Annotated in this window: 22 protein-coding genes; 6 read left to right on the top strand and 16 right to left on the bottom strand. The window is 64.2% G+C overall.

Annotated features, from left to right (window positions below; genetic code table 11):
- Positions 1–111: 111 nt before the first annotated feature.
- The 8 genes from H4O10_RS01335 to H4O10_RS01300 all read right to left on the bottom strand — a co-directional run bounded on the left by H4O10_RS01335 (position 112) and on the right by H4O10_RS01300 (position 6575).
- Positions 112–462 carry a four-helix bundle copper-binding protein gene (locus H4O10_RS01335; protein WP_012480213.1) on the bottom strand — a complete coding sequence of 117 codons (351 nt, stop codon included), beginning with the start codon at positions 460–462 and terminating at the stop codon, positions 112–114.
- A gap of 70 nt (positions 463–532) precedes the next feature.
- Positions 533–898 carry a DUF411 domain-containing protein gene (locus tag H4O10_RS01330; RefSeq protein ID WP_019184727.1) on the bottom strand — a complete coding sequence of 122 codons (366 nt, stop codon included), beginning with the start codon at positions 896–898 and terminating at the stop codon, positions 533–535.
- 173 nt (positions 899–1071) lie between these two features.
- Complete coding sequence (locus H4O10_RS01325; protein ID WP_223224792.1) at positions 1072–1617, bottom strand: nuclear transport factor 2 family protein; 546 nt, start codon at positions 1615–1617, stop codon at positions 1072–1074.
- On the bottom strand, positions 1601–2371 hold the full coding sequence (locus tag H4O10_RS01320; protein ID WP_005413420.1) for a cytochrome c: 771 nt from the start codon (positions 2369–2371) through the stop codon (positions 1601–1603). The genes H4O10_RS01325 and H4O10_RS01320 overlap by 17 nt, the downstream gene beginning before the upstream one ends.
- A gap of 12 nt (positions 2372–2383) precedes the next feature.
- Positions 2384–3652 carry a copper-binding protein CopB gene (locus H4O10_RS01315; RefSeq protein ID WP_005413421.1) on the bottom strand — a complete coding sequence of 423 codons (1269 nt, stop codon included), beginning with the start codon at positions 3650–3652 and terminating at the stop codon, positions 2384–2386.
- The gene (locus H4O10_RS01310) at positions 3649–5517 is read right to left on the bottom strand and encodes a copper resistance system multicopper oxidase (RefSeq protein ID WP_012480217.1); all 1869 of its coding nucleotides are present in this window, start codon (positions 5515–5517) and stop codon (positions 3649–3651) included. The genes H4O10_RS01315 and H4O10_RS01310 overlap by 4 nt, the downstream gene beginning before the upstream one ends.
- A 113-nt stretch (positions 5518–5630) precedes the next feature.
- Complete coding sequence (copL, locus tag H4O10_RS01305; protein WP_012480218.1) at positions 5631–6050, bottom strand: transcriptional regulator CopL; 420 nt, start codon at positions 6048–6050, stop codon at positions 5631–5633.
- Between the two features lie 174 nt (positions 6051–6224).
- Positions 6225–6575, bottom strand: coding sequence for a helix-turn-helix transcriptional regulator (locus H4O10_RS01300; protein ID WP_043033515.1), 351 nt, complete (start codon positions 6573–6575; stop codon positions 6225–6227).
- Between the two features lie 123 nt (positions 6576–6698).
- On the opposite strand from H4O10_RS01300, the gene H4O10_RS22210 reads away from it, so the two are divergent.
- Both H4O10_RS22210 and H4O10_RS22205 read left to right on the top strand, forming a co-directional pair.
- The gene (locus H4O10_RS22210; RefSeq protein WP_012480220.1) at positions 6699–7196 is read left to right on the top strand and encodes a hypothetical protein; all 498 of its coding nucleotides are present in this window, start codon (positions 6699–6701) and stop codon (positions 7194–7196) included.
- Positions 7197–7235: 39 nt separating this feature from the next.
- Positions 7236–7457, top strand: coding sequence for a hypothetical protein (locus tag H4O10_RS22205; RefSeq protein WP_012480221.1), 222 nt, complete (start codon positions 7236–7238; stop codon positions 7455–7457).
- 20 nt (positions 7458–7477) lie between these two features.
- On the opposite strand, the gene H4O10_RS01290 is transcribed toward H4O10_RS22205, so the two are convergent.
- Positions 7478–8530 (bottom strand): DNA-binding protein, encoded by a 1053-nt coding sequence (locus H4O10_RS01290; RefSeq protein ID WP_012480222.1) that lies wholly within the window; start codon positions 8528–8530, stop codon positions 7478–7480.
- Between the two features lie 274 nt (positions 8531–8804).
- Here H4O10_RS01290 and H4O10_RS01285 point away from each other — a divergent pair, with 274 nt between their 5' ends.
- Both H4O10_RS01285 and H4O10_RS01280 read left to right on the top strand, forming a co-directional pair.
- Complete coding sequence (locus tag H4O10_RS01285) at positions 8805–10385, top strand: AAA family ATPase (protein WP_012480223.1); 1581 nt, start codon at positions 8805–8807, stop codon at positions 10383–10385.
- A complete protein-coding gene (locus tag H4O10_RS01280) occupies positions 10363–11460 on the top strand; it encodes a UvrD-helicase domain-containing protein (RefSeq protein WP_012480224.1) in 1098 nt (365 codons plus the stop codon). The genes H4O10_RS01285 and H4O10_RS01280 overlap by 23 nt, the downstream gene beginning before the upstream one ends.
- A gap of 15 nt (positions 11461–11475) precedes the next feature.
- Here the strand turns inward: H4O10_RS01280 and H4O10_RS01275 are convergent, their stop codons facing one another.
- From H4O10_RS01275 to H4O10_RS01245, 7 genes are read right to left on the bottom strand one after another with little or no spacing between them, the layout of a single operon-like run.
- Positions 11476–11751: a hypothetical protein gene (locus tag H4O10_RS01275; RefSeq protein WP_019184735.1), complete on the bottom strand. Its 276-nt coding sequence runs from the start codon at positions 11749–11751 to the stop codon at positions 11476–11478.
- Positions 11748–14939, bottom strand: coding sequence for a CusA/CzcA family heavy metal efflux RND transporter (locus tag H4O10_RS01270; protein ID WP_019184736.1), 3192 nt, complete (start codon positions 14937–14939; stop codon positions 11748–11750). Before H4O10_RS01270 ends, H4O10_RS01275 begins: the two co-directional genes overlap by 4 nt.
- Positions 14940–14947: 8 nt before the next feature.
- The gene (locus H4O10_RS01265; RefSeq protein WP_012480226.1) at positions 14948–15898 is read right to left on the bottom strand and encodes an efflux RND transporter periplasmic adaptor subunit; all 951 of its coding nucleotides are present in this window, start codon (positions 15896–15898) and stop codon (positions 14948–14950) included.
- Positions 15895–17172 (bottom strand): TolC family protein, encoded by a 1278-nt coding sequence (locus tag H4O10_RS01260; protein ID WP_012480227.1) that lies wholly within the window; start codon positions 17170–17172, stop codon positions 15895–15897. Before H4O10_RS01260 ends, H4O10_RS01265 begins: the two co-directional genes overlap by 4 nt.
- Before the next feature lie 55 nt (positions 17173–17227).
- Positions 17228–17584, bottom strand: a complete 357-nt coding sequence (locus tag H4O10_RS01255; protein ID WP_012480228.1) for a hypothetical protein — start codon at positions 17582–17584, stop codon at positions 17228–17230.
- Entirely contained in the window at positions 17581–18198 is a 618-nt protein-coding gene (locus H4O10_RS01250) for a cation transporter (RefSeq protein ID WP_005413376.1), read from the bottom strand. Before H4O10_RS01250 ends, H4O10_RS01255 begins: the two co-directional genes overlap by 4 nt.
- A 24-nt stretch (positions 18199–18222) precedes the next feature.
- On the bottom strand, positions 18223–20181 hold the full coding sequence (locus tag H4O10_RS01245; protein WP_099596048.1) for an FTR1 family protein: 1959 nt from the start codon (positions 20179–20181) through the stop codon (positions 18223–18225).
- A 90-nt stretch (positions 20182–20271) separates the two neighbouring features.
- Here H4O10_RS01245 and H4O10_RS01240 point away from each other — a divergent pair, with 90 nt between their 5' ends.
- Together H4O10_RS01240 and H4O10_RS01235 are read left to right on the top strand one after the other, a co-directional pair.
- On the top strand, positions 20272–20685 hold the full coding sequence (locus tag H4O10_RS01240; RefSeq protein ID WP_012480230.1) for a helix-turn-helix domain-containing protein: 414 nt from the start codon (positions 20272–20274) through the stop codon (positions 20683–20685).
- Complete coding sequence (locus tag H4O10_RS01235; RefSeq protein ID WP_005413373.1) at positions 20682–21953, top strand: site-specific integrase; 1272 nt, start codon at positions 20682–20684, stop codon at positions 21951–21953. Before H4O10_RS01240 ends, H4O10_RS01235 begins: the two co-directional genes overlap by 4 nt.
- Positions 21954–21965: the final 12 nt, after the last annotated feature.

Raw genomic sequence — 21965 nt, 5'->3', positions numbered from 1 at the left:
ACAAGCGTTAGATGTCGGACTGTCACTGAAACCACGATTTGTCGGATTTTCTTGATACTTCCGCTTTCGCGAGACGAGGATCCCACCGGCTCAGGCGGGATCCTCGACGCATTACGCTGCCATGGCGCTGCAGCTTTCCGCGCAGCGGCGACAAACTTCGGCGCAGCGCGTCATCTCAGGGTCGTTCATGGCGTCGCATGCATCGGCGCACTGGCGGCAGATCTCCGCGCAGGCACCGCAAACCACGTCGTGAACGCTGGCACCGCGCAGCATCGCGTCGGCACTGGTTGCGCAGGTATCGGCACACGTCGCCAACAGGGCGATGTGCTCCGGGGCCGCGTGAACACCTCCTTTGGTCAGGCAGTAGTTGATGGTCTCCAGGCAGATCGCATGGCATTGCGTGCAGTTGTCGATGCACTCGTTCATGGCCTGGGGCCGGTGTGCTGCGGAATGGTGAGTCATGTAGTTCTCCTTCTTCCTCGCGGGCGAGAATCGGCGCGCCCGCAACACCGTCCCCTGTTGCTGCGACGGATCAGTGCTGTGCGAACGGTTCAGTGGTTCCGTCGCGATGTATCAGCTCGACCGTGAACGGCTGCTGGCGTCCCTCCGGGACCTCCATGCCCGGAGAACCAAGCGGCATCCCTGGGAGGACCAGGCCGCGTGCGTTCGGCTTTTCTTCGAGGAGACGCTTGATGTCCGCGGCCGGAACGTGGCCTTCGATGACGTATCCGCCGATCTCGGCCGTGTGGCAGGAGCCCTTTGCATAGGGGACACCCAACCGCTCCTTGACCAGACCCAGGTCATCCATGTCGTGCACATCCACGGTGAATCCCGCCTTCTGCACGTGGTCGATCCAGACACCGCAGCACCCGCAGGTCGGGGTCTTGTGGACGGTCATGCGTGGCAGGGCTGCTGGAGTCGCGTCGGCTGATTGGACGACAACCTGTGCGGAGGGCGAGGTTGTGGGTTGCGCGGATGAAGCATCCTGGGTGCAAGCACCCAGACCAGCCACGGCAAGGACCACAAAAGTCAGACGGTGCAATGTGAGCGTAGTCATTTCAATCTCTCGACTCAGCGCTTGGTCCGCGAGGACCAGTGGATGTGGACGATCCGCCAGCCGTCCGCGGTCTCCTTCAGCACCATCGTCTCGTCGCTCTGGACGGTCAGTGGCTGGCCGTCCTTCTGGGCATGCAACTCGCTTTCGGTTCCGACCCACGCGAACTCGCCAGCGGCTCGTGCGCGCTGACGGAGCAGCTGGCGATGGGCGCCCTTGAGGAACGCCGCATCGCTGACTGCGTGATGGCCCATGTATTCCTCGCGGCTGCGTTCGGCGCCCCCGGACTCGAGGATGAGAACGTCGGCAGCGAGCAGGGCTTCGACCGTGGCCAGATCGCCGCTAGACAGGGCCCTGTTGAAACGCTCCGCTACGGCGACCGCGGCCTCTGCAGTGACTGGGACGTCGACGTCCGCAGATGCCGCGGCAGCGGGGTGATGTGCGTGCGGCTGTGTCGCCTGCGCCATTGCGGGGGACACGACGGCCAGTGCCAGTGCGAGGGTGAACGAGATTGCTGTTGCGTTCATTGCGTGGGCTCCAAGAAGATCAATGGGGGTGCGCATGGCCGTCATCGGCCACGGGCGTGTGTGGTGCAGGGTGCGACTCCACCTTGCCGTCGGGATGGCCGTGGCTCACCAACCCGACTTCCGTGTCGCTGGGTGTCGGGCCGTGGTGATCGTCGTCCACGCCCGGCGGGTGCGCATGCGGCATGGAGTTGTTGCCCGGCTCGAATAAGGCAGGGTGATCCTCGGCCTTTTCGTCGTCATGGTGGCCTTGCGTCTCGCCGCCGCCATGCGAATGGCCCTCGCTGCTGTCGACAAGTTCCTTGTACGCAGTCGCGTCCAGCGTGGGCAACTTCTGCAGGAAGGCCGACATGTTCCATATGAACTCATCGTCCATGCTGCCGCCCCAAGCGGGCATGCCGCTGGCCTTGATGCCGTGCTTGATCACCCAGAACGCCTCAGCTGGAGCGACCGGCTGTTTGCTTAGGTTCGGTGGCGCGGGGTACAGGCCCTTGCTCATCTCGGTGGCCGCCGCGTCTGGTGAAAGATGGCAGGTCACGCACATGGCGTTGTAGTTGCCCGCACCCTGGCGGATACGCTCAGGATCATCAAGGTTCGTGGGTAGCTGAAGCTTGGCGGCGCGCACCTCAATGGAACGCTCGCGCGCCGTTTCAAGTAGCGCATACACCGGGCGACTATGCGGATCGTCGGCGGCCACGTTGTACACGCCCAGAGAGAGCGTGGCGGTTGCGACCACCGCAACCAATGCCACGCCGGCACCGAGCCATACCCACATCTTTTTGTTGGATTTCATTGTCAGTTCCCCTTAGAACCAGGTACGAAGGCCGATGACCAAGCGCGTGTCTTCAAAGGACTCGCCATGCTCGCGTCGCATGTCTGCGGTATTGCCAAACGCGCGCTCGTACACCACGCCGATGTAGGGAGCGAACTTTCGGGTGAACTCATAGCGAAGTCGTAGCCCCGCCTCAGCGGCACTCAGACCCGAACCTATCCCGCGCAATGGATCGTTCTTGCCATAGGCGGTGACTTCCACCAGCGGCTGCAAGATCAGCCGGTTGGTTAGCAGCAATTCGTACTCGGCCTCGACATTGGCGGCAGTCTGGCCCCCTTCGCCGAGATAGGCTGTGGCGGACACTTCGAACTTCATCGGCGCCAAGCCCTGTACACCGATAGCGGCGAAGTTCTGCGATGCCCCAGGCTTGAAGTCATGACGCACACCGGCCACCACATCCCACCACGTGGAGATACTGCGGCCGTAAAGCACTTCCAGATCAGCCGACTCGGTCTGACCATCCGTGCGTTCGCCTTCACTGCGGAGCCAGACGCGATTGAGGTCCGTACCGATCCAGCCCTGGCCCTCCCAGCCCAGCCCGGTGCCCGGATCGGCATCCCAGGTTTCCAGGCGATTGAGCAGCACGTAGCTCTTGATCGAGTTGTCATGCACCGGATGCGCGTGTTCCGGCGCGATGGCCGCCTTGCGATCCGCGTCCGTCACCGCGGGAATCGGGGTGCGCGGCTGCGTTGGCGCTGCAGGCCCGTGTCCCATCTGACTGTGGTCCATGCCCTCCATCGATTGCATTCCCGCTTCTGGTGTAGCGGGCGCGGGCGAATCATGGCCCATCTGCGAATGGTCCATCCCCTGCATCGCAGGCGTGGCCGTGCCGGAGGTGTCGGCTGCAGCGGGCTGTGCCATCTGACTGTGATCCATGCCCTGCATCGACTGCGCCTGCGCTGTGGGCGCCGCAGGTGTGCTCGCGGGCGAGCCGTGCCCCATCTGCGAATGGTCCATGCCCTGCATGGCAGGCTCGGCTGCGTTAGCCTGCGGCTCGGCGTGGCCCATCGCCGCATGATCGATCGTCGCTTCGCTCGTCTTGGCCGGTGTTGCAGGCTTTTGGGCTGGCGCAGGTTTTGATGTCGGCGCCTGATGTGCAGAGTGATCCTGAGTCTGGGTCTGCGCGCCCTGCTCCATCTGCATGGAGCCGTGCTGCATAGATTGGGCGCTGGCCGCATTGGCCAGGGCCAGCGAGATAGCCGTCAGCGCAGTCAGGGTGGTATCGCGTCTATTGATGTTCATTCGTCGACCCTCACCGTGCGCATCATTCCGGCTTCCATGTGATAAAGCAGGTGGCAATGGAACGCCCAGCTGCCCAACGCATCGGCACGCACGCGATACGTGCGTCGGCTACCTGGCGGCATATCCACCGTGTGCTTGCGCACCATGAAGTTGCCGTTGTCGTCCTCCACGTCACTCCACATGCCGTGCAAATGGATGGGATGGGTCATCATCGTGTCGTTAACCAATACGATGCGCATACGCTCGCCGTAGTTCAGCCGCAGCGGCTCGACATCGGAAAACTTCTGACCGTTGAAGCCCCAGGAGAATTTCTCCATGTGTCCGGTCAGATGCAGCTCGATCTCGCGACCGGGGTCGCGTCCGTCAGGGTCTTCAAAGGTGCTCTTGAGCATGGAATACGTCAGCACATGACGGCCGTTATCGCGCAGGCCATTGCCCGGATCATCCAAGCGCGAACTCACGCTCATGGCTTGGTTGTCCAACAGGGGATTGTTGGTCTCGCTAGCAGGGTGTGATTGCATGCCCCCGTGCTGCATGCCTGCCATGGCACCATCGCCGGCGGCGGGCATCGCATGGCCTGCATGGGCCGAGGTCGCGTTACCGCTGACAGGTGGGGTCATGCCAGGCATGCCCATGGCCGCACCACAGCCGCCTTCCATGCCCTTGCTGCCGCCAGACATATCCATCGACCCATGATCCATGCCCATGTCTGCCATCGTCAGCAGCGGCCGGGGATCCACAGACGGAACGGGCGCGCGTAATCCTTCGCGCACAGCGAGCGTGCCGCTGATGTAGCCGGTGCGACCGGAGTCTTGGGCAAAGATGGTGAATGCGTCCTGCCCGGAGGGCTCCACGATCACATCGAAGGTTTCTGCTACCGCGATGCGGAACTCGTCGACGGAAACCGGATGGACATACAAGCCATCTGCCGCCACCACGGTCATCTTCAGCCCCGGAATACGCACATCGAAGTACGTCATGGCAGAGCCATTGATGAAACGCAGGCGCACCTTCTCGCCACTGCGGAACAAACCGGTCCAGTTGCCCAGTGAGGTCGTGCCGTTCATCAGGTAGGTGTAGGTGTTGGCGTTGACGTCGGACAGGTCCGTGGGCGTCATCCGCATCACGCCCCACATCTTGCGATCTTCCAACGTGGCCGACAGGCCGTTGCGCTTCACATCGCGCGCAAAATCGCCGACCGTGCGCTTGTAGTAATTGTCATGGCCCGGCATCTTCTTCAAACGATCGAACAGGGCCGTCGGGTCCAGGTCTGTCCAATCGCTCAGCATCACGACGTAGTCGCGATCGAAACTGAAGGGCTCCGGCTCCAATGGGTCGATGACGATCGGGCCATAGAGCCCGGCTTGTTCCTGGAACCCTGAGTGGCTGTGGTACCAGTAGGTTCCGCCCTGATGCAGGGTGAACCGGTAGTGGTAGGTCTCACCACGTCCGATACCGTCAAAGCTCAGACCCGGCACGCCGTCCATGTTGGCCGGCAAAATGATGCCGTGCCAATGGATGGAGGTGTCCGCGCCATGGATGGAGTTAGCGGGCAATGCATTAGAGACGCGCAAGTTGACCGTGGTGCCTTCCCGCCACCGCAGCAACGGCGCCGGAACGGACCCGTTGACCGTGATCGCGGTGCGGGTCTTGCCGGTGAAGTTCATCGGCGTCTCGCCAATGGTCAGGTCAAACTCAGTGCCCGATAGTACGTTGGGTTGTCCCGGCCCCTTGAGCGCCCAACTGGCTTTGGGCCAGAAACCTAATCCTGCGACTGCGCCTCCCAAGGCCAAGCCTTGGACAAATCGCCGCCGCGAAGGCAGCAGCGGTCCACCGCGTGGACCACGAAAATCATCATGCGACATGAAAATGCTCCAAGCGTCGTGTTGCCACCGGCGGGCGGTGGTACAGAGCGGGCGGCTGGCCTAAACAGGCATGCAAGCCACACCAACGGCGCCATTGCGGCGCCTAGGGACGCTTAGCCGATCGGTGGTCGGATCAGATGAGGCAAGGCAGGTGCCGCATGCCCTAGGGGCAGCGGCATGACATCCAGGCCCAAGGCCAGTTGCACCGAAACATGCAGGCGCGCAGGAAGTGCGCTCGCGCAAGCGTGTACGCAGGCGCACCGGCACGCAGAAGACTTGCAACAGTCGGGACCGGCATGGTCGCCATGCCCAGTGCCAGCCTTTTCAATCGATGTGGCATCGGGATGATGCTCAGCACTGTGATGGGCGAAGCAGTCTTCGTCGACTTGCACCGCGGCAGCCACTTCGCTGGCCTGCTCTTCCATGACCGGGTTCATACTGACGGACGCAAACGCCGACCACGCGCCGTTAAGCACGAGCATGGCGATCAGGAACAGTCGCAGTAGAAGTGAGGAGGCTGACACGGGCGACATGGTATATCACTTTAGACAAGGCGCGTGTGTATCGGTCGTGAACAAAATCTCAAGTAAGCCTGAGATGTCGCGACTTGTCAGTCGCACTAGCCGCGGACACTGCAGCTCCCTCCAGAAGCGCCCAAAGGGCGGGTTGAGGCGAAGAGTTGCCCATAGGGCGAGCGCTTGTTCGGTTTACTTCTCGGGCGTGGCCTCGATCAGCTTCACCAACTCGCGCTTCTGCTGCTTGCTTAGCGAGCCCCAGCGCAGGAGCAACTTGGCCAGCAGATCATCGTCGGTGTAAAGGAAGGCGGCGGGGATCCCCAACGCTTGGGCCAACCGCTCAGCAATCTCCAGCATGGGCTCGTGCTTGCCACGCTCGTACTGGTTGATTCGGGGGCTGGCCACGTGAGGATCCAGACCGGCCCGGATGCCCAACTCCTTCTGCGACAAACCCGTGTGCAGGCGGGCTTGTTTGAGGCGTCGAGCGAAGGTCGGTGTTGAGTCGACGGACAAAGTCACGCGCGCACCCCATGGAGACCCCATAAGGATGGCGGATGTACCCAGCCTTGCATACTAAGATATTCTTAGCTTTGAGGCAACCGGCGACACCGGTAGCGCCGCCCCCCCCCCCAGGGGCCACGCCGCTCCCTCATCCCCGGAAACCGCATGCCCGGAACCTCGTCAATGACGCCATCTGGGGTCGCCAGCATCGAGGAGTTGGGCCTTCGTGGCACCCTTTTCCTAGCCGCACTGTTAGCCGCGCAGCTACGACGCCTACCGGTGGCGCCCACACGCCGCTCCACCTTGCTGGTGCTGGACACGCTGCGAGACTTGGCCTTGATCCAAGTTCCCTGGCCAGCGGATCGATGGCAGATCCGCCCCGATGCCGAGGTCACGCCCATCGAAGATCTGCAATGGGCTTTCGCCTGGTCTACCCACGAGCGCAGGCACCTGCTCCCGGTGCTGGAAGACCAACTCGGCGATATGGCACACGATGTAGACTTGGCGGACGCGAAACTGGAGCTGTGGGATGAACTTGCACTCTGGGAGACCGAGCAGTTTCTGGAGCAGCAATTGCTCAAACATCACTTCGACCCAGGCTGGGCACGTGATGTGGGGTTCGTCTTTCAATCCGGACCGCGGGGCTTGCCGATCGCGCGGTAGCGTTACTGCTGCTGGGCGGCGGTACGCCAAGGTGCCTCGGTGGCGATGCGTCTTGGCGTGCACGACAGCGCCCATGTGCGGGAAGCCATCTTTCAGGAGGTCCAGAAGCGCCTGCGCTACCTGATGACCAGTTCGCCCGAGCAAGGCATGTTCAAGCCCTATCATTTGGCACCGGAGTCCTCAGTAGCCAAACTGTTTGTAGATTGGGTCGTCCCTATGGAATGGGCGTACTGGACAGGTGAGCGCCACCCCAGCCGCTAGCAGACAAACGAGCAGCCTCGTCAGTCGGCTCCCCCATCTTGCGCATGGCCGCGCCGAGTTTTCTCCACCGCATTTTGTGCTGGCGTCAGTTGATTCAGTAGAGGCTCTAGCGCTTCAAGACGTGCATTGGCACGCAACGCATCGGCTTCAGCGCTCTCGCGGCGCTCACGCTCCCGCGCAAGGGTGTCTTGAACTTGAGCTAGCTCGTTGCGCATGGTATCCAAGGTCTTGGCGTCAGTCTTCCAGCGCTCCTGCAGTGCAAAATAGTCCGTCGCGGTCTGGCGCAACGCCACGACCTCGCTGTGTTGGCCTTCGTGGGCCTGTCGTAGCTGGGCAAGCTCACGCTCAATCCGCCCGTGGCGCTCCAGCCATTGACCATTGTCGCGGTTCAGCACCAACAGCTCCTGATTCTTCGCGCCCAAGGCTTCATTGGCCTGACGTAAGGCTACTTGCAGCTCTTGGACCTGATGCTCGTGACGGCGAAGCTCTTGCTCACGCTGCTCTTTGGTTGAAGTGCGGTAGTGCTCAAGCGCTTCCCGGGCATGGGCATGCTTGTCCTCCAGAGAACGCGTATGCGCCTCATGATCAGCCAGCCGCACCGTCATGCCAGCGATGCGCTCGTTCAACTGGGCGATTTCCGCGATCCTGTCACCTAGATTCTGTTGAAGGAGGGCGTGAGCAGCTTGCTCTTGGTGCAGGCTTGCTTCGGTGCGCTGCAGCCGACTGCTCAAGGCGGCAGCCTCCTCTTGGGCACCGGAAAGCGCCTGTTGCCGACTGTGGAGCTCAGCCTGATGGCGCTCACGCTCCTGGGTGAGGATGGCCTCTGCTTCCTCCTGGAGCCGCGAGGCCAAGCGCGCAACCAAGTCCTGCAAAGCATCACTAACGGCTACCGTCCTCGCCGGACCGCCGCCTTCCTCTCCTTCCAGTTCACGCAAGTAGCGGTGGATCGTGGTCTTGGAGCCCGTGTTGCCCAAGGCCACTCGCACCGCGTCGACTGACGGCTTCTTGCCTTGGGCCAGCAGCGCGTCGCGCGCCTTCTGGACGTCACTCTTATAGAGTCCTGCGCGCGCCATCGTGCCACCCCACTTTATTTCGTAATGTATTACATACCATGTAATTACATACTATTAAAGCAGGTAGACGACCGCTCGTCGGCGAAAATAGTTATACGGGATAATATTGAATTATCCCGCGTAAGGCGGATTCTGACCCTTCCCGGCGTCCCAAGCAGTACGAAACCGCCCAGGGCCGGCGATCGCTGGGTAGTATGGCCCAGAGCGGAAAGGAGGCCAGCCAGGGTGCAGGCAGGCTCCGCCACCGAGCCCGTTGGCCATCAAAGGACTGTGCATGCCGATCGAACGTATCGTCATCGACAACTTCAAGTCGTTTCGCCATCTGGACCTGCCCCTCAATGCCCACATGAACCTGGTGGTGGGCGACAACGAGGTCGGTAAATCCACCCTGCTGGAGGCCATCCACGCGGTGGTCACCGGCCAGCTGCATGGGCGCAATCTTGCCTACGAGCTCACGCGCTACCTGTTCCACCAGCCCACGGTGCAGGAGTACTTGGGAGCGCTTGCCACGGGCACGCCGGCCTCGCCGCCACGGATCTCCATCGAAGCCTATCTGGGCGCCGACGCCGCGCTGGCGTCGTTACGCGGCACCAACAACTCCCTGCGTCTGGATACCGCCGGCATCCGGCTGCTGGTCGAGCTCAACGACGACTACCGCGAGGAGTTCAACGCCTACCTGCAGCAGCACCAGGGCGCGGTCAGCCTGCCGGTGGAGTACTACACGGTGCGCTGGTACTCCTTCGCCAACAATGGCGTCACCGCCCGTAGTATTCCGTTCGACTCGACCATCATCGACACGCACGGCATCAAGACCTTGTCCGGTGCCGATCGCTATATCGCCGGCATCATCGAGCAGGCACTGACGCCTGCGCAGCGCGTCTCGCTGTCGCTGAGCTTCCGCCGCATGCGGCAGAGCTTTTCCGAAGAAGCGGATGTGGCAGCGATCAATGCCTACTTGACCGAGCACACCGGGGACATCAGCCACAGGGCATTGACGGTAGGCGTGGACACATCGCCGCGCTCAACGTGGGAAACCAGCCTGTCACCCTACCTGGATGAGCTCCCGTTCACCCAGGCCGGCAAGGGCGAGCAAAGCGCGGTGAAGATGAAGCTGGCGATGCACGCGGCCGGCGCGGCTCACGTGCTGCTGATCGAGGAGCCGGAGAACCATCTGTCCTATTCCAGCATGACCCAGCTGATCGACAAGATTGCGGCCCTCTCCACCGCCCAGCAGGTGATCATCGCCACCCACAGCAGCTTCGTGTTGAACAAGCTGGGCGTGGACAACGTGATCCTGTTCAGCGCGCAAGGCCAGATGAAGCTGGACCAGCTGCCCAGCGATACCCACGACTATTTCATGAAGCTGCCGGGCCACGACACGCTGCGGTTGATCCTGGCCAAGCAGGCGATCCTGGTGGAAGGCCCTTCCGACGAACTGATCGTGCAGCGTGCCTACAGTGACCATCACGGCGTGGCGCCGATGGCTCACGGCGTAGACATCATTTCGGTCAAGTCGTTGGCATTCAAACGCTTCTTGCAGATTGCCGATCGACTGAGGATTCAGGCCAAGGTGATCACCGACAACGACGGTGATATCGCAGTTGTGCAAGAGCGCTATGCCGAGCACATCAACGCGATCTATTACGATTCCGACGAGAGCGCCCCTTCGCTGGAAGAGCAGCTGATCAAAGCCAACTCGCTGGCCGAACTCAATACCGTGCTGGGCAAGGCCTTTGCCGATGAGGTGGCGCTGCTCAAGTACATGAAGGGCCATAAGACCGATACGGCCTTGGCGATTTTCAATAGCCCGCACTCGATCAGGTTCCCGGACTATGTCCAGCGTGCCATCACCTAACCGGGTCCTGCTCTCGGCAGCCGGCTCGGGCAAGACCACGTTGCTGGTCCGGCAGGCCTTGGAGCGACCTGGGCGCCGCATCGCGATTGTCACCTACACGCTGGAAAACCTGGAAGAGATCCGGCGCTCGTTTGAGGCCCACGCAGGCGCGGTCCCCGCGCATGTCACCTTGCACAGCTGGTATGGCTTTCTGCTGCGCCAGTGCATTCGCCCGTACCAGGCTGCGCTTTGCCCTGAGCCTCGCATCGAGACCATCCTGTTCGTAGAAGGTGTCACCAACAACCGCGCCCCACGCACCCAGGTGGCGCGCCACTACCTGGCGGGCAACCGGATGTATTCGGACCGAGCGGCCGATTTCGCTGTGCGCTGCGATGAGCTGACCCAAGGCCAGGTCGTGGCGCGATTGGCGGCGATGTACGACGAGCTCTACATCGACGAAGTCCAGGATCTGGCCGGCTTTGATCTGGATCTGGTCGAACGGCTGTTGAAGAGCGAGATTGCCATCACGTTGGTAGGCGATACGCGCCAAGCCACGTATGCCACCAACTATGCGCAAAGGTACAGCCAATACCGTGGTCCGAATCTGGCAGCGCTGTTTCAGATTTGGGAGGCCGACGGCTTATGCCGGCTGGATCACCGCCTCACCAGTCTGCGCTGCGTCCAGGCCCTGTGCGATATGGCTGACACGCTCTATCCGCAGATGCCGCGGACCCAATCAGGCAATGGCGAGGTCACCGGACACGATGGCATCTACCTCGTCGCTCCAGGGGATGTGGCCGCGTACATGCAGGAGTTCGCCCCCACCGTGCTCCGGCATGACCGGCGGCAGGCGTGCGACGGACTGCCGGCGGTGAACTTTGGGCAGTGCAAGGGCCGCACCTACAGTCGGGTCCTCATCTTTCCGAACGGGCCGTTGACGCAGTACCTGCGCACGGCCGATGCAGCGCGTATCACCGCGCCGCCGAAATACTACGTGGCCTTCACCCGGGCGCGGCAAAGCGTGGCCTTTGTGTATGCCGGCGCGTGCGCGTTGCCGGGTCATCAGCTCTATGCGCCTGCCAGCGCAGACGCATAGAGCCAGGGGCTGCGATCACATCTTCTTTAACGGCGCCGCGGTGGGCGGCGGCGGTACCGGGCCCGGGTCGTTGAAACACAGCATGATCTGATCGATGCCGAATTGATCGGCCAGGACCTGGGCAATCACAGCATGCACCAGGTCCAGGTCGACCGAGGGCGCCGCGACCGTGATGGTGGCCGCGATCGCACGGCCATGCTCACCGGCGACCAGGCGCAGGTCGTCCACCGCTTTCACGCCCGGGTCGGTAAACATCGCCGCACGGACCTGTTCCAGGTTGAGCTCGTTCATGGGGACTCCAAAGCAGTGCTACCGGCGCGGGGAGCTCGGTCGCGATGCAGCCAACGATAGAGCACCGGCAGCACCAACAAGGTCAATGCGGTGGATGAGACGATGCCGCCGATGACGACAGTGGCCAGCGGCCGCTGCACTTCCGAGCCAGCACCGACATTCAAGGCCATGGGTAGGAAGCCCAGCGAGGCTACCAGGGCGGTCATCAACACCGGTCGCAGGCGTCCAAGGGCGCCGTCGCGCACAGCGTCGTCTAGCGGATCGCCCTGTTCGCGCAGACGGCGGATGAAGGCGATCATGACCAGCCCGTTGAGTACGGCCACGCCCGACAGCGCGATGAAGCCCACGCCGGCAGAGATCGACAACGGAATCCCGCGCAGAGCCAGTGCCAGCACACCGCCGGTCAGCGCCAGCGGCACGCCACTGAACACAATGGCCGCATCCTTGGCCGAGCCGAAGGCCATGAATAGCAGAGCGAAGATCAACGCCAGTGTCACCGGAACGACCACGCCCAGGCGTTGGGTGGCCGAGATCAGCTGCTCGAAGGTGCCGCCGTAATCGATCCAGTAGCCCTCTGGAAGCGCGACATCCTGGCCGATGCGTGTGCGCAACTCGCCGACGAACCCGCCCAGATCGCGCTCGCGCACGTTGGCGGTGATCACCACGCGGCGCTTGCCGTTCTCGCGGTTGATCTGATTGGGCCCGCGCTCTACCTGGATCTTCGCCACTTCCCGCAGCGGCACCGTGCGAGGCCCCCCATTGGCGCCGGCGGCCAGACGGCTGGACTCATCGACACTGGTGCTTGCCGGCAGCGGAATGGGCAGATCTGCCAGCACAGCGGGGTCTTGCCGCTGCGCTTCGGGCAGGCGCACGACCAGGTCGAAGCGGCGGTCGCCCTCGATCAACTGGCCGGCAACACTGCCCCCAATGGCGGTGGCCACCGTTTCCTGCACATCGCCCGGGTTCAGGCCATACCGTGCCAATGCCGCCGGATCTGGCGTGATGGTCAGCAGCGGCAGGCCGGAGACCTGCTCGGCCTTGACGTCTTCGGCGCCGGGGACGCTACGCATGACTCGCTCGACCCGGCTGGCCAGGCGCGTCAACTGGTCAAGGTTGTCGCCGTAGACCTTGACCGCCACGTCCGAACGGACGCCGGAGATCAACTCGTTGGTGCGCATCTGGATGGGCTGGGTGAACTCGTAGTTGCTGCCCGGGATTTCCTTGGCCGCCGCCTCCAGCTCTTCCACCAGCTCGGCCTTGGGCTTGCGCGGGTCGGGCCACTGGTCGCGGGGCTTGAGCATCAGGAAGGTGTCGGCCATCGACGGCGGCATAGGATCGGTGGCCACCTCGGCGGTGCCGATCTTTGAGAAGATGTTGGCCACCTCCGGGAACTGGGCCAGGCGCTTCTCCAGCGTTTCCTGCATGGCCACCGACTGCTCCAAGCTGGTGCCGGGAATACGCATGGGCTGCAAGGTGATGTCGCCCTCATCCAGGCTCGGCACGAACTCCGAACCCAAGCGGGTGGCCAGCACGCCACAGCCCACCACCAGCACGGCCGCGCCGGCCAGCACCACCACGCGCCGACGCAGGGCCCAATCCAGCAGCGGCGTATAACGGGCACGCGACCAGCGCATCAGGCGGTTGTCGTGCTCAGCCACACGGCCGCGCAGGAAGCTGGCGATCGCCGCCGGCACGAAGGTCAGCGACAACACCATGGCGCCGGTCAGGGCCAGCACCACCGTGATCGCCATCGGGTGGAACATTTTTCCTTCTACCCCGGACAGCGCGAAGATCGGCAGGTAGACCGCGGCGATGATGCCCAGGCCAAACAGGCTGGGACGGATCACCTCGGCGGTGGCCGAGGCGGTCAGGTCATAGCGCTCTTCATCGTTGAGCTGGCGGCCCAGCGCGTGCTGCGCCTCGCCGAACCGGCGCAGACAGTTCTCGATGATGATCACCGCCCCGTCCACGATCAGGCCGAAGTCCAGCGCGCCCAGGCTCATCAGGTTGCCCGACACGCCGCCACGCACCATGCCGATGATGGTGAACAGCATCGCCAACGGGATCACCGCCGCGGTGATCAACGAGGCGCGCACATTGCCCAGCAGCAGGAACAGCACCACCACCACCAGCAGCGCGCCCTCGATCAGGTTCTTGGACACCGTGCCGATGGTGCGATCCACCAGCGCGGTGCGGTCATAGACGGCCTTGGCATGGACGCCGGCAGGCAGGCTGGCGTTGGCGGCATCCAGCTTGGCCGCGGCCGCCTGGGAGACTTCCCGGCTGTTGGCGCCGAACAACATGAAGGCGGTACCGACCACGACCTCGTGGCCATTCTGGGTGGCCGCGCCCGTGCGCAGCTCCTTGCCTTCGCCCACGCTAGCGACGTCGCGCACCCGAATGGGCACGCCATCGCGCCGGTCCAGCACGATGTTGCCGATTGCCTCCAGATTGGCTAGCTGGCCCGGCACGCGCACCAGGAACTGCTGTCCGTTGCGCTCGATGTAGCCGGCGCCGATGTTCTGGTTGTTGCGCATGACCGCGGCGACCACGTCGTTCAACGTGAAGCCCAGCGCCACCAACTGAGCTGGATCGGGAGTGATGTGGATCTGCCGCTCGAAGCCGCCGATGGTGTTGACCTCGGTGACGCCGGGCGTGGTGCGCAGCTGCGGCCGGATCACCCAGTCCTGCAGGGTGCGCAGGTCCGTGGCCGTGTACGGGGTGCCGTCGGGCTTGCGAGCGTTGGGCTCGGCCTCCACGGTGTACATGAAGATCTCGCCCAACCCGGTGGAGATCGGCCCCATTTCCGGGTCCAACCCTTCGGGAAGCTGGGAGGCGATCTGCTGCAGGCGCTCGGCGACCTGCTGGCGGGCAAAGTACAGGTCGGTGCCGTCCTTGAAGACGACGGTGACCTGCGAAAGCCCGTAGCGCGACAGCGAGCGGCTGTAGTCCAGCTTGGGCAGACCGGCCATGGCCGTTTCGATGGCAAAGGTAACCCGTTGTTCGGCCTCCAGCGGCGAGTAACCCGGGGCCTGGGTGTTGATCTGGACCTGGACGTTGGTGATGTCGGGTGTGGCGTCAATGGAAAGGTGACGGTAGCTCCACACGCCCAGCGCAACCAGCGCAGCGGTGAGCACTAGCGTCAGCCAGCGATGGCGGATGGACAGCCCAATGAGGCGTTCGAGCATGGCGGGCCTCATTCTTCTTCCACGGTGGACTTTTCGATGTCGGCCTTGATCAGGAAGCTTTGGGCCACCACCACCTGTTCACCGGCCTTGAGGCCTTCCAGCACTTCGGCGCGTTCGGCGTCGCGGCGCCCCAGCTTCACCGGCCGGGTGTGGTAGGTTTCGCCCTGCTGCACGTAGACCACGTCCTGGTCTTCTGCGGTCTGCAGCGCCGTGATCGGCACCACCAACGCTGCCGATTGGCGATCCACGATGACCCGCGCCTTGACCGCCGACCCCGGCCGCCACAGGCCATCGGTGTTGGCCACCGTGCCGCGCGCAATGGTGCTTTGGCTGGCGGTGGCGGTGCCGGGCAGGACGCGCTCCAAGGTGGTCTGTGCGGTGACGCCATCGCTCAAGCGGGTAACCGTCACCGGCACGCCAGCACCGATGTGCTGGGCGTCGGCGCCGAAGATGTGCAGGTCCACCCACAGCGTGGACAGGTCGGCGACCTCAAACAGCGGCGCGCCCTCAGCGGCGGCCATGCCTACGGCGGCCGTGCGCGCCATGACCACGCCACTGATCGGCGCGGTGACGGTATAGGTGGTCAGGCTCAGGTTGCTCTCTACCGTGGCCAGTGCCTGGCCGGCCCGTACCTGATCACCCACGCCCGCACGCACGGAGCGGACCGGTCCGGGGAAGCGTGCCGTGACCTGCGCGATGCGACCGTCAATCGGGGTCAACAGCCCTTGCACCTCATGCTCGTCAGCAATCTCACCGGGGCCTGCCGGTGCGACCTGGATACCCGCTGCCTGCGCAGCTTTGGCGGCAATCTTGGTTTCCAGCGGCGCTTCCTCGTGCTCGCCGTGCTCTTCGCCCTCAGCGGCGGCGCCGCCTTCGGACGCTTCGTTGGGGGCCGACGCGTTGCAGGCGGCCAGCATCATCAGGGCCATGCCCAGTGCGGTCCAGGAAAAGCGATTCATGGGGTCTCTCCGGTGGAAGCAGCCGCCGGCGGCGCGACAAGCGCCTGGCCGGTCAGGCGTTGAATTTCGATCAGGGCGCGCTGCGCATCGAGCGCCACGTCCAGCTGCTGCTGGGCCATGGCCGTGCGTTCGGACTGCAGCTGTGCCCATTCCAGGTAGCTGATCGCGCCGGCGCGATAGGCGCGCTCGGCGGCCTGCTCAGCCCGGGCCAACTTCGGCAGCACCTCGCCTTGCAGCCGTGCCACCTCGGCCTGCGCCACGGTGTAGCGACCATGGGCTTCGACCAGCGTGGAATACAGCGACAGGCCCTTGGCCTCGCGCTCGATCGTCAGAACCTCCAGCTCGGCTTCGCCGGCGCGGATCTCCGGCTGCGCGCGGCTGCGGCTGCCCAGTGGCATGGACAGGCTGGCCACCAGCGCGGTGTCGTCAGTCTCCTGCAGGCGGCGCACGCCCAGCTGCCACGACAAGTCCGGCGAGGCCGCCGAACGCGCCAGCTGCAGTCGTGCCTGCGCGATCCGGCGGGCATCGGCAAACTGCGCCAACTCGGGAGTGCGCTCCAATTCCTCGGCCAGCGACTGCATGGACGCGATCGCCGGCAGGGTCATGGGATCCGCCGCGGCCACCTCGAAGCTCGGAGCACGTTCGCCCCAGAGGGCAGCAAGGTGCTGCCGGGCGGCAATGCGCTGCTGCTCGGCCCGATCACGGGTCAATTCTGCTCTCGCCAGTGCTGCTTGTGCGGTGAGCATCACCGATTCGGGAGACGCGCCAGCCTGCAGGCGCTGCCGGGCAGCGGCGACGGTCCGCTGGCGCTGGCCGACATCCATGTTCGCCAGGCTGCGTTGCCGGTCGGCACCGACAACGGCCAAATAGCGCTGCGCCGTCTCGGCGAGCAGGTCCAGCCGCCCGGTCTCGCGCTGCACGGCCAGTGCATCAATCCGGCTTTGGGCCAAGGTGCGGCGGGCGTCGAGCTTGCCGCCGCGCTCCAGGACCGAGCTCAGGCTCAAGGTCAACTCCGCGCTGTCCAGGCCACGGGCCGCGCCCGTGCCCAGCGCATTTTCAACCTCCGCCCCCAACGTCCACGGTGGCCGCTGCACGGCCTGGTCGCGCTCGGCAGCGAGCACCGTGGCTCGCGCATCGACCAGGCGCAGCTCGGGGTGGGTTTGGGCCACGCGTGCAAACGCGTCGTCCAAGGTCATCAGCTCTTCTGCTGTCGCCGGCGTTGCCGCCGCGCTCAACAGTAGCCACGCGGCCAGGGCCGCCAATCGCACATGCATGAAGTACTCCAGAATTTTCGATAGCCAACAGGGATCCGGCGCACGCCGGCGCGCATCACCCTGCGATCGGCGGCCGGAACGGCGCGAGCAGGTGCTCATGCCGATATCTGTCCGCATGGGCTGTCGCCGACGGCCAATGCCGGCCGATATGAGCAATGGCCAACACTATTTCTGGAGCCGGCGCGGCCTGGCTACAGCACAGCACCAGCTGCTGTAGCCGGTGCAGCGCGGCGTCTACGCCACGCTCGGAAGCTGGTGATGCCACTGCCGGGTCATGGTCGGCCGCGGCCAGATGGGTTTGAGCATGGAGCTCGCCAACCACTGCCAGCACCGGCTGCGTCACAAGGCCCACGGCCAAGTGCGCCAGCAGCAGCCAGCGCAGGCCACAGCTCAGCCGGCCAAGCGCTGTCATGCAGGCGTTTTGCGCGCGTCGGCACGCGCCCGGCGAGCATCACCCAAGATCTCGAAAGCCTCCTTGATCACATACAGGCCGATCAGGGCGCCGATCACGAAATCCGGGTAGGGGCTGGCCAGCCACCACACCAACAGGCCGGCCAGAATCACCCCAACGTTGGCCACCACATCGGCGCGGGTAAACAGCCAGGTCGCTCGCAGATGCACTTCGCCAGACTTCAAGGGGGCGAGCATACGGAGCACCTTCAGGTTCACGGCCAGCGAGACCAGAGCGGTACCGATCATCCAACCGCTGACCGGCTCGGCTCCGTACATCACCCGGCGGCCGACTTCGACCAGCACGCCTACGCCCAGCACCAGCAGCACGCTGCCACTGACCCACGCGGCGTTGGCCTTGAAGCGCGCCGTGCGCCCGATAGCGACCAGGCCAATGGCATAGGCGGTGGCGTCAGACAGCATGTCCAGCGCGTCAGCCAGCAGCCCGGTGGAATGGGCAATCCAGCCGGCAATGCCGCCGATCACGGCCATCGCTGCATTCAGGACCAAGGCGATCCAGAGGATGCGTCGCTCCTCCTTGTTCTTGGCTTCGTGGTGGCACCCGCAATCACTCATGTCTTGGTCCTCTGCTGTGTTGTTTCATTGCTTGTTTGCGCCTGGCTGTCCACGCACACCGGAACGGGCATTGGCGAGGAACCCCACGATGGCGGCGGTGCCTACCAATACCTGCGCCAGCAGCGACTGCCAGGTGGGATACAGGCCGATCCACTCGATGCGCGGCAACGCGAGCGGTGTTTGAGAGATCCAGCCCGCTTCCTGCAACGCGGCCACGCCTTTACCGATCAGGATGACCGCCATCACCGCGATGAGAATCGAGCTGATCGAAAAGAACCGGCCAATCGGCAGCCGCCTGCTCATGCGCAGCATCCAGTACGCCACCGCAGCCAACACCGCGATTCCCGCCACCAGGCCTGCGAGGATGGCGGTGGACGCCTGATCGCTCCACATCGCGATGTAGAACAAGATCGTCTCAAACACCTCGCGGTACACCGCGACAAAGGCCAGCATGAACAGGAAAACAGCCGAGCGCCGTGTCAGCGCAGTCGTCAGCTTGGCGTGCAGGTACTCCTGCCACCGCCCTGCAAGGATCTTTTGGTGCATCCAGATGCCTACGCTGAGCAGGACAGCGGCAGCGAACAAGGCCGAGACGCCCTCAGTGACTTCCCGGTTCGCACCGCTGATATCAACAAAGTAAGTGGCCACTGCCCAGGTAGCTGCGCCTGCCAACAACGCGCAGATCCAACCCGCATGCACATACGGCAACACATCAGACCGCTCGGCTTTACGCAAGAACGCCACGATACCAATCACGATCAGCAGCGCTTCCAGTCCTTCGCGTACCAAGATGGTAAAGCTGCCTAGAAACGCGGTGCTGGCGCCTATTCGGGTGTCCTGCAGCGCCACGTCCGCGCGATCAAACAGCTGGGCAATTTGCGCTGCCTGCCCGGCAACGTCAGCCGCGGGCGCATGCTGATCCAGCTGCGCGCGGTAGCCTGCCATGGCCGTCTCGATCTCTCGCAGCAATGACGGATTGCGCGTGGCCAGCGTGGGTTCAAGCGGCTCTACACCATCCAGATAGGACGAGAGCGCAAGCTTTTTGGCTTGAGCCAGGTCCTCATCAGCGTAAGCGCGCTGGCTGGCGGCCAGTCGCTGCCGCGCCACCGCAAAGCGATCGGCTCCTGGTACCGCTTCGTTTACTGCCTGTGGCTGCGAACGCAGGTAGGCGATGATCGCGTTTGCCTGATCGGCGGGCATCGTGGTGGCAAGATCGGCCTCTCGCGTGCGTGTCAGCGCTTCGAGCGAGGGAATGTGCGTATGGGCCTCGGCACTGGTGCGCCATAACGCCTCACCTTGAGCCTTGGCTTGCGAGGAGTACCCCAAGCTGCCCACATAGAATGCCAACGCCCAGCGATCACTTTCTGACAGCCCAGAGAAGCTGACCATGCCGGTACCCGGCACACCCTGGGAAATGACCTCGTACAACGACAGCGGCGTTCGCTGCGCGGCGCGAGTGGCATCGGTGAACGCGATCGGCGGCGGACTTAACGCTTGCGCGGCGGGGCCATCACCGTGACCTGTGGGGCCGTGACAGGCCGCGCACTGCTGGCTGTAGATGGACGCGGCCTGGGAGGTCTTCGGCGCGCTCGCCGGAACAGCGCCGATCGGGTAGCGGGCCAACAGCGTCGTGCCGAGCCCGCGCGCCAACGTTGCCACTTGCGCCGGGTCGGCCTTCTCTGCCACCGCCTGGACCAGGCGGTCGGCCTGGGCCGTCAGCTCCTGCTGGTTCTGGCCACCGGGCAATGCTGCCAGCTGACTGCGCACGGAGCCGGCAAACTCGCTCATTTCGGCGTATTCGTTGGGGGCAATTACGCGACCGGCCTGGACCGCGCCGGGGTAGTCGACCGCGATGTAATCGAGCATCTGCCAGGTTTGGCGCAGGTCTGCTGCGGCAGGCTCCGCCTGAGCAGAAGCGGGCAGAACCCAGCCGATCAGCAAGGCAATCAGGCAGTAGCGAATCAAGGCGATGGGCAGTGGCATGGTCGTCACATGCAGCGCCGCGGCCGGAGTGGCGGCGGATACGGGTTCAGCGTAAAGTCCGTAGCTACTACGGAGTCAAGCGTACTACGAATGAAAATCAGTGAGGCTGCCGACGCCAGCGGATGCCACTTGGAGACGATTCGCTATTACGAGCGGATCGGGTTGCTGCCGCGCCCGGGGCGCACGGGCAACGGCTACCGGGTCTATGGCCCGGCCGACATCGAGCGGCTGCGCTTCATTGCGCGTGGCCGGGACCTGGGCTTCAGCCTGGAGGAGGTCCGCAGCCTGCTGCAGCTGGCCGGCGATGAGGAGCTTTCGTGCGGGGACGTGGACCGGTTGGCCCGCAGCCATCTGGCCGACGTGCGCGCCCGCATGGCCGACCTGCAGCGCATGGCCAGCGAGCTGGAACGGGTGATTGCCAGTTGCCATGGCGGGCAGCGGGCGGAATGCACCATCCTGTCGACGCTGCGCCAGACGACCTCGGTGGAGGCCACGCGCCAGTGACCGAACTGGACCGCTACCTCGATGCGGCCACGCGCCAGAACACGGTGCGCAGCTATGCGTCGGCGCTGCGGCACTTCGAGGTTGAATGGCAAGGCCACCTCCCAGCGACACCTGACAGCGTGGCCCGGTACCTGGCCGCTTATGCGCAGACCTTGGCGACCAGCACCCTCCGCCAACGTCTGGCGGCCATCGCCTCTTGGCACCGCGACCACGGCTTTGTCGACCCGACCCGATCGCCGCTGGTGCGCAAGGTGCTCAAAGGCATCCAGACCCTGCACCCGGGCCAGGTCAAGCAAGCCGCGCCGCTCCAGATTCGGCGGCTGGTCGAGCTCGATGACTGGCTGGCCGCGGCGATCGCTGCGGCACATGCCCGGGGCGATGGGCCGGCGGCGCTGCGCCATCAACGAGACCGAGCGCTGGTGCTGCTCGGGTTCTGGCGGGGATTCCGTGGCGATGAACTGCTGCGTCTGGACGTGGCCCATCTCACGCTGGTGCCGGGACAGGGGATGACCTGCTTCTTGCCACGCAGCAAGGGTGATCGCCAGGCAGCCGGCGTCACCTACAAGGTGCCGGCGCTGTCGCGGTTATGTCCGGTGGAGGCGACCCAGGCGTGGCTGCAGGCGGCCGACCTGCAAGAAGGGCCGGTGTTTCGGGCAGTCAACCAATGGGGCCAGGTGAGCGCCGAAGGCCTGCATCCCAACAGCTTGGTGCGCCTGCTGCGCGAGTTGCTGACCAGTGCCGGCTTTGCCGATGCGGGGCTCCACAGCAGCCATTCGTTGCGCCGCGGCTTTGCCAGCTGGGCCAACGACCAAGGCTGGGACATGAAGGCCTTGATGGAGTACGTGGGCTGGCGCGATGTGCAGTCGGCCATGCGTTACCTGGACGGGCGTGACCCGTTTGCCCGGGACCGCATTGAAGCAAGCCTGCCCAGTCCAACCGTGCCGGTACCGGCGATGGCACTGCCGGCGCCGGAGGGCAAATCGGCCCTGCAGCTGCGCCTGCGCATGGTGCTGACCCCGTTTGCCCGCACGGGCCGCGGCGCGGCCAAGGCCCGAGGCCGAATTGAAGAGATCTGCTTGGCCCCCTTCCAGGCTGTGCGCCTGAACACCGCCAGCAGCGAGTACCAGTTGACTGCTCCCACCGATCCCGAAAGGGATCTGGATGAAATCCTGGCCACGTTGCTCGATGACATGCACCGCATGGCCGATACGCACCAGTGCTTCCTGGAAGCGTCGCTCAGTACAGACGACGGCCGGCACTGGGACTGATCCCCCTCACAC

The organism is Stenotrophomonas sp. I18B00994, assembly GCF_014145825.1.
GTDB classification, from domain to species: domain Bacteria; phylum Pseudomonadota; class Gammaproteobacteria; order Xanthomonadales; family Xanthomonadaceae; genus Stenotrophomonas; species Stenotrophomonas maltophilia.
This window is presented reverse-complemented; position numbering and strand designations above follow the sequence as displayed.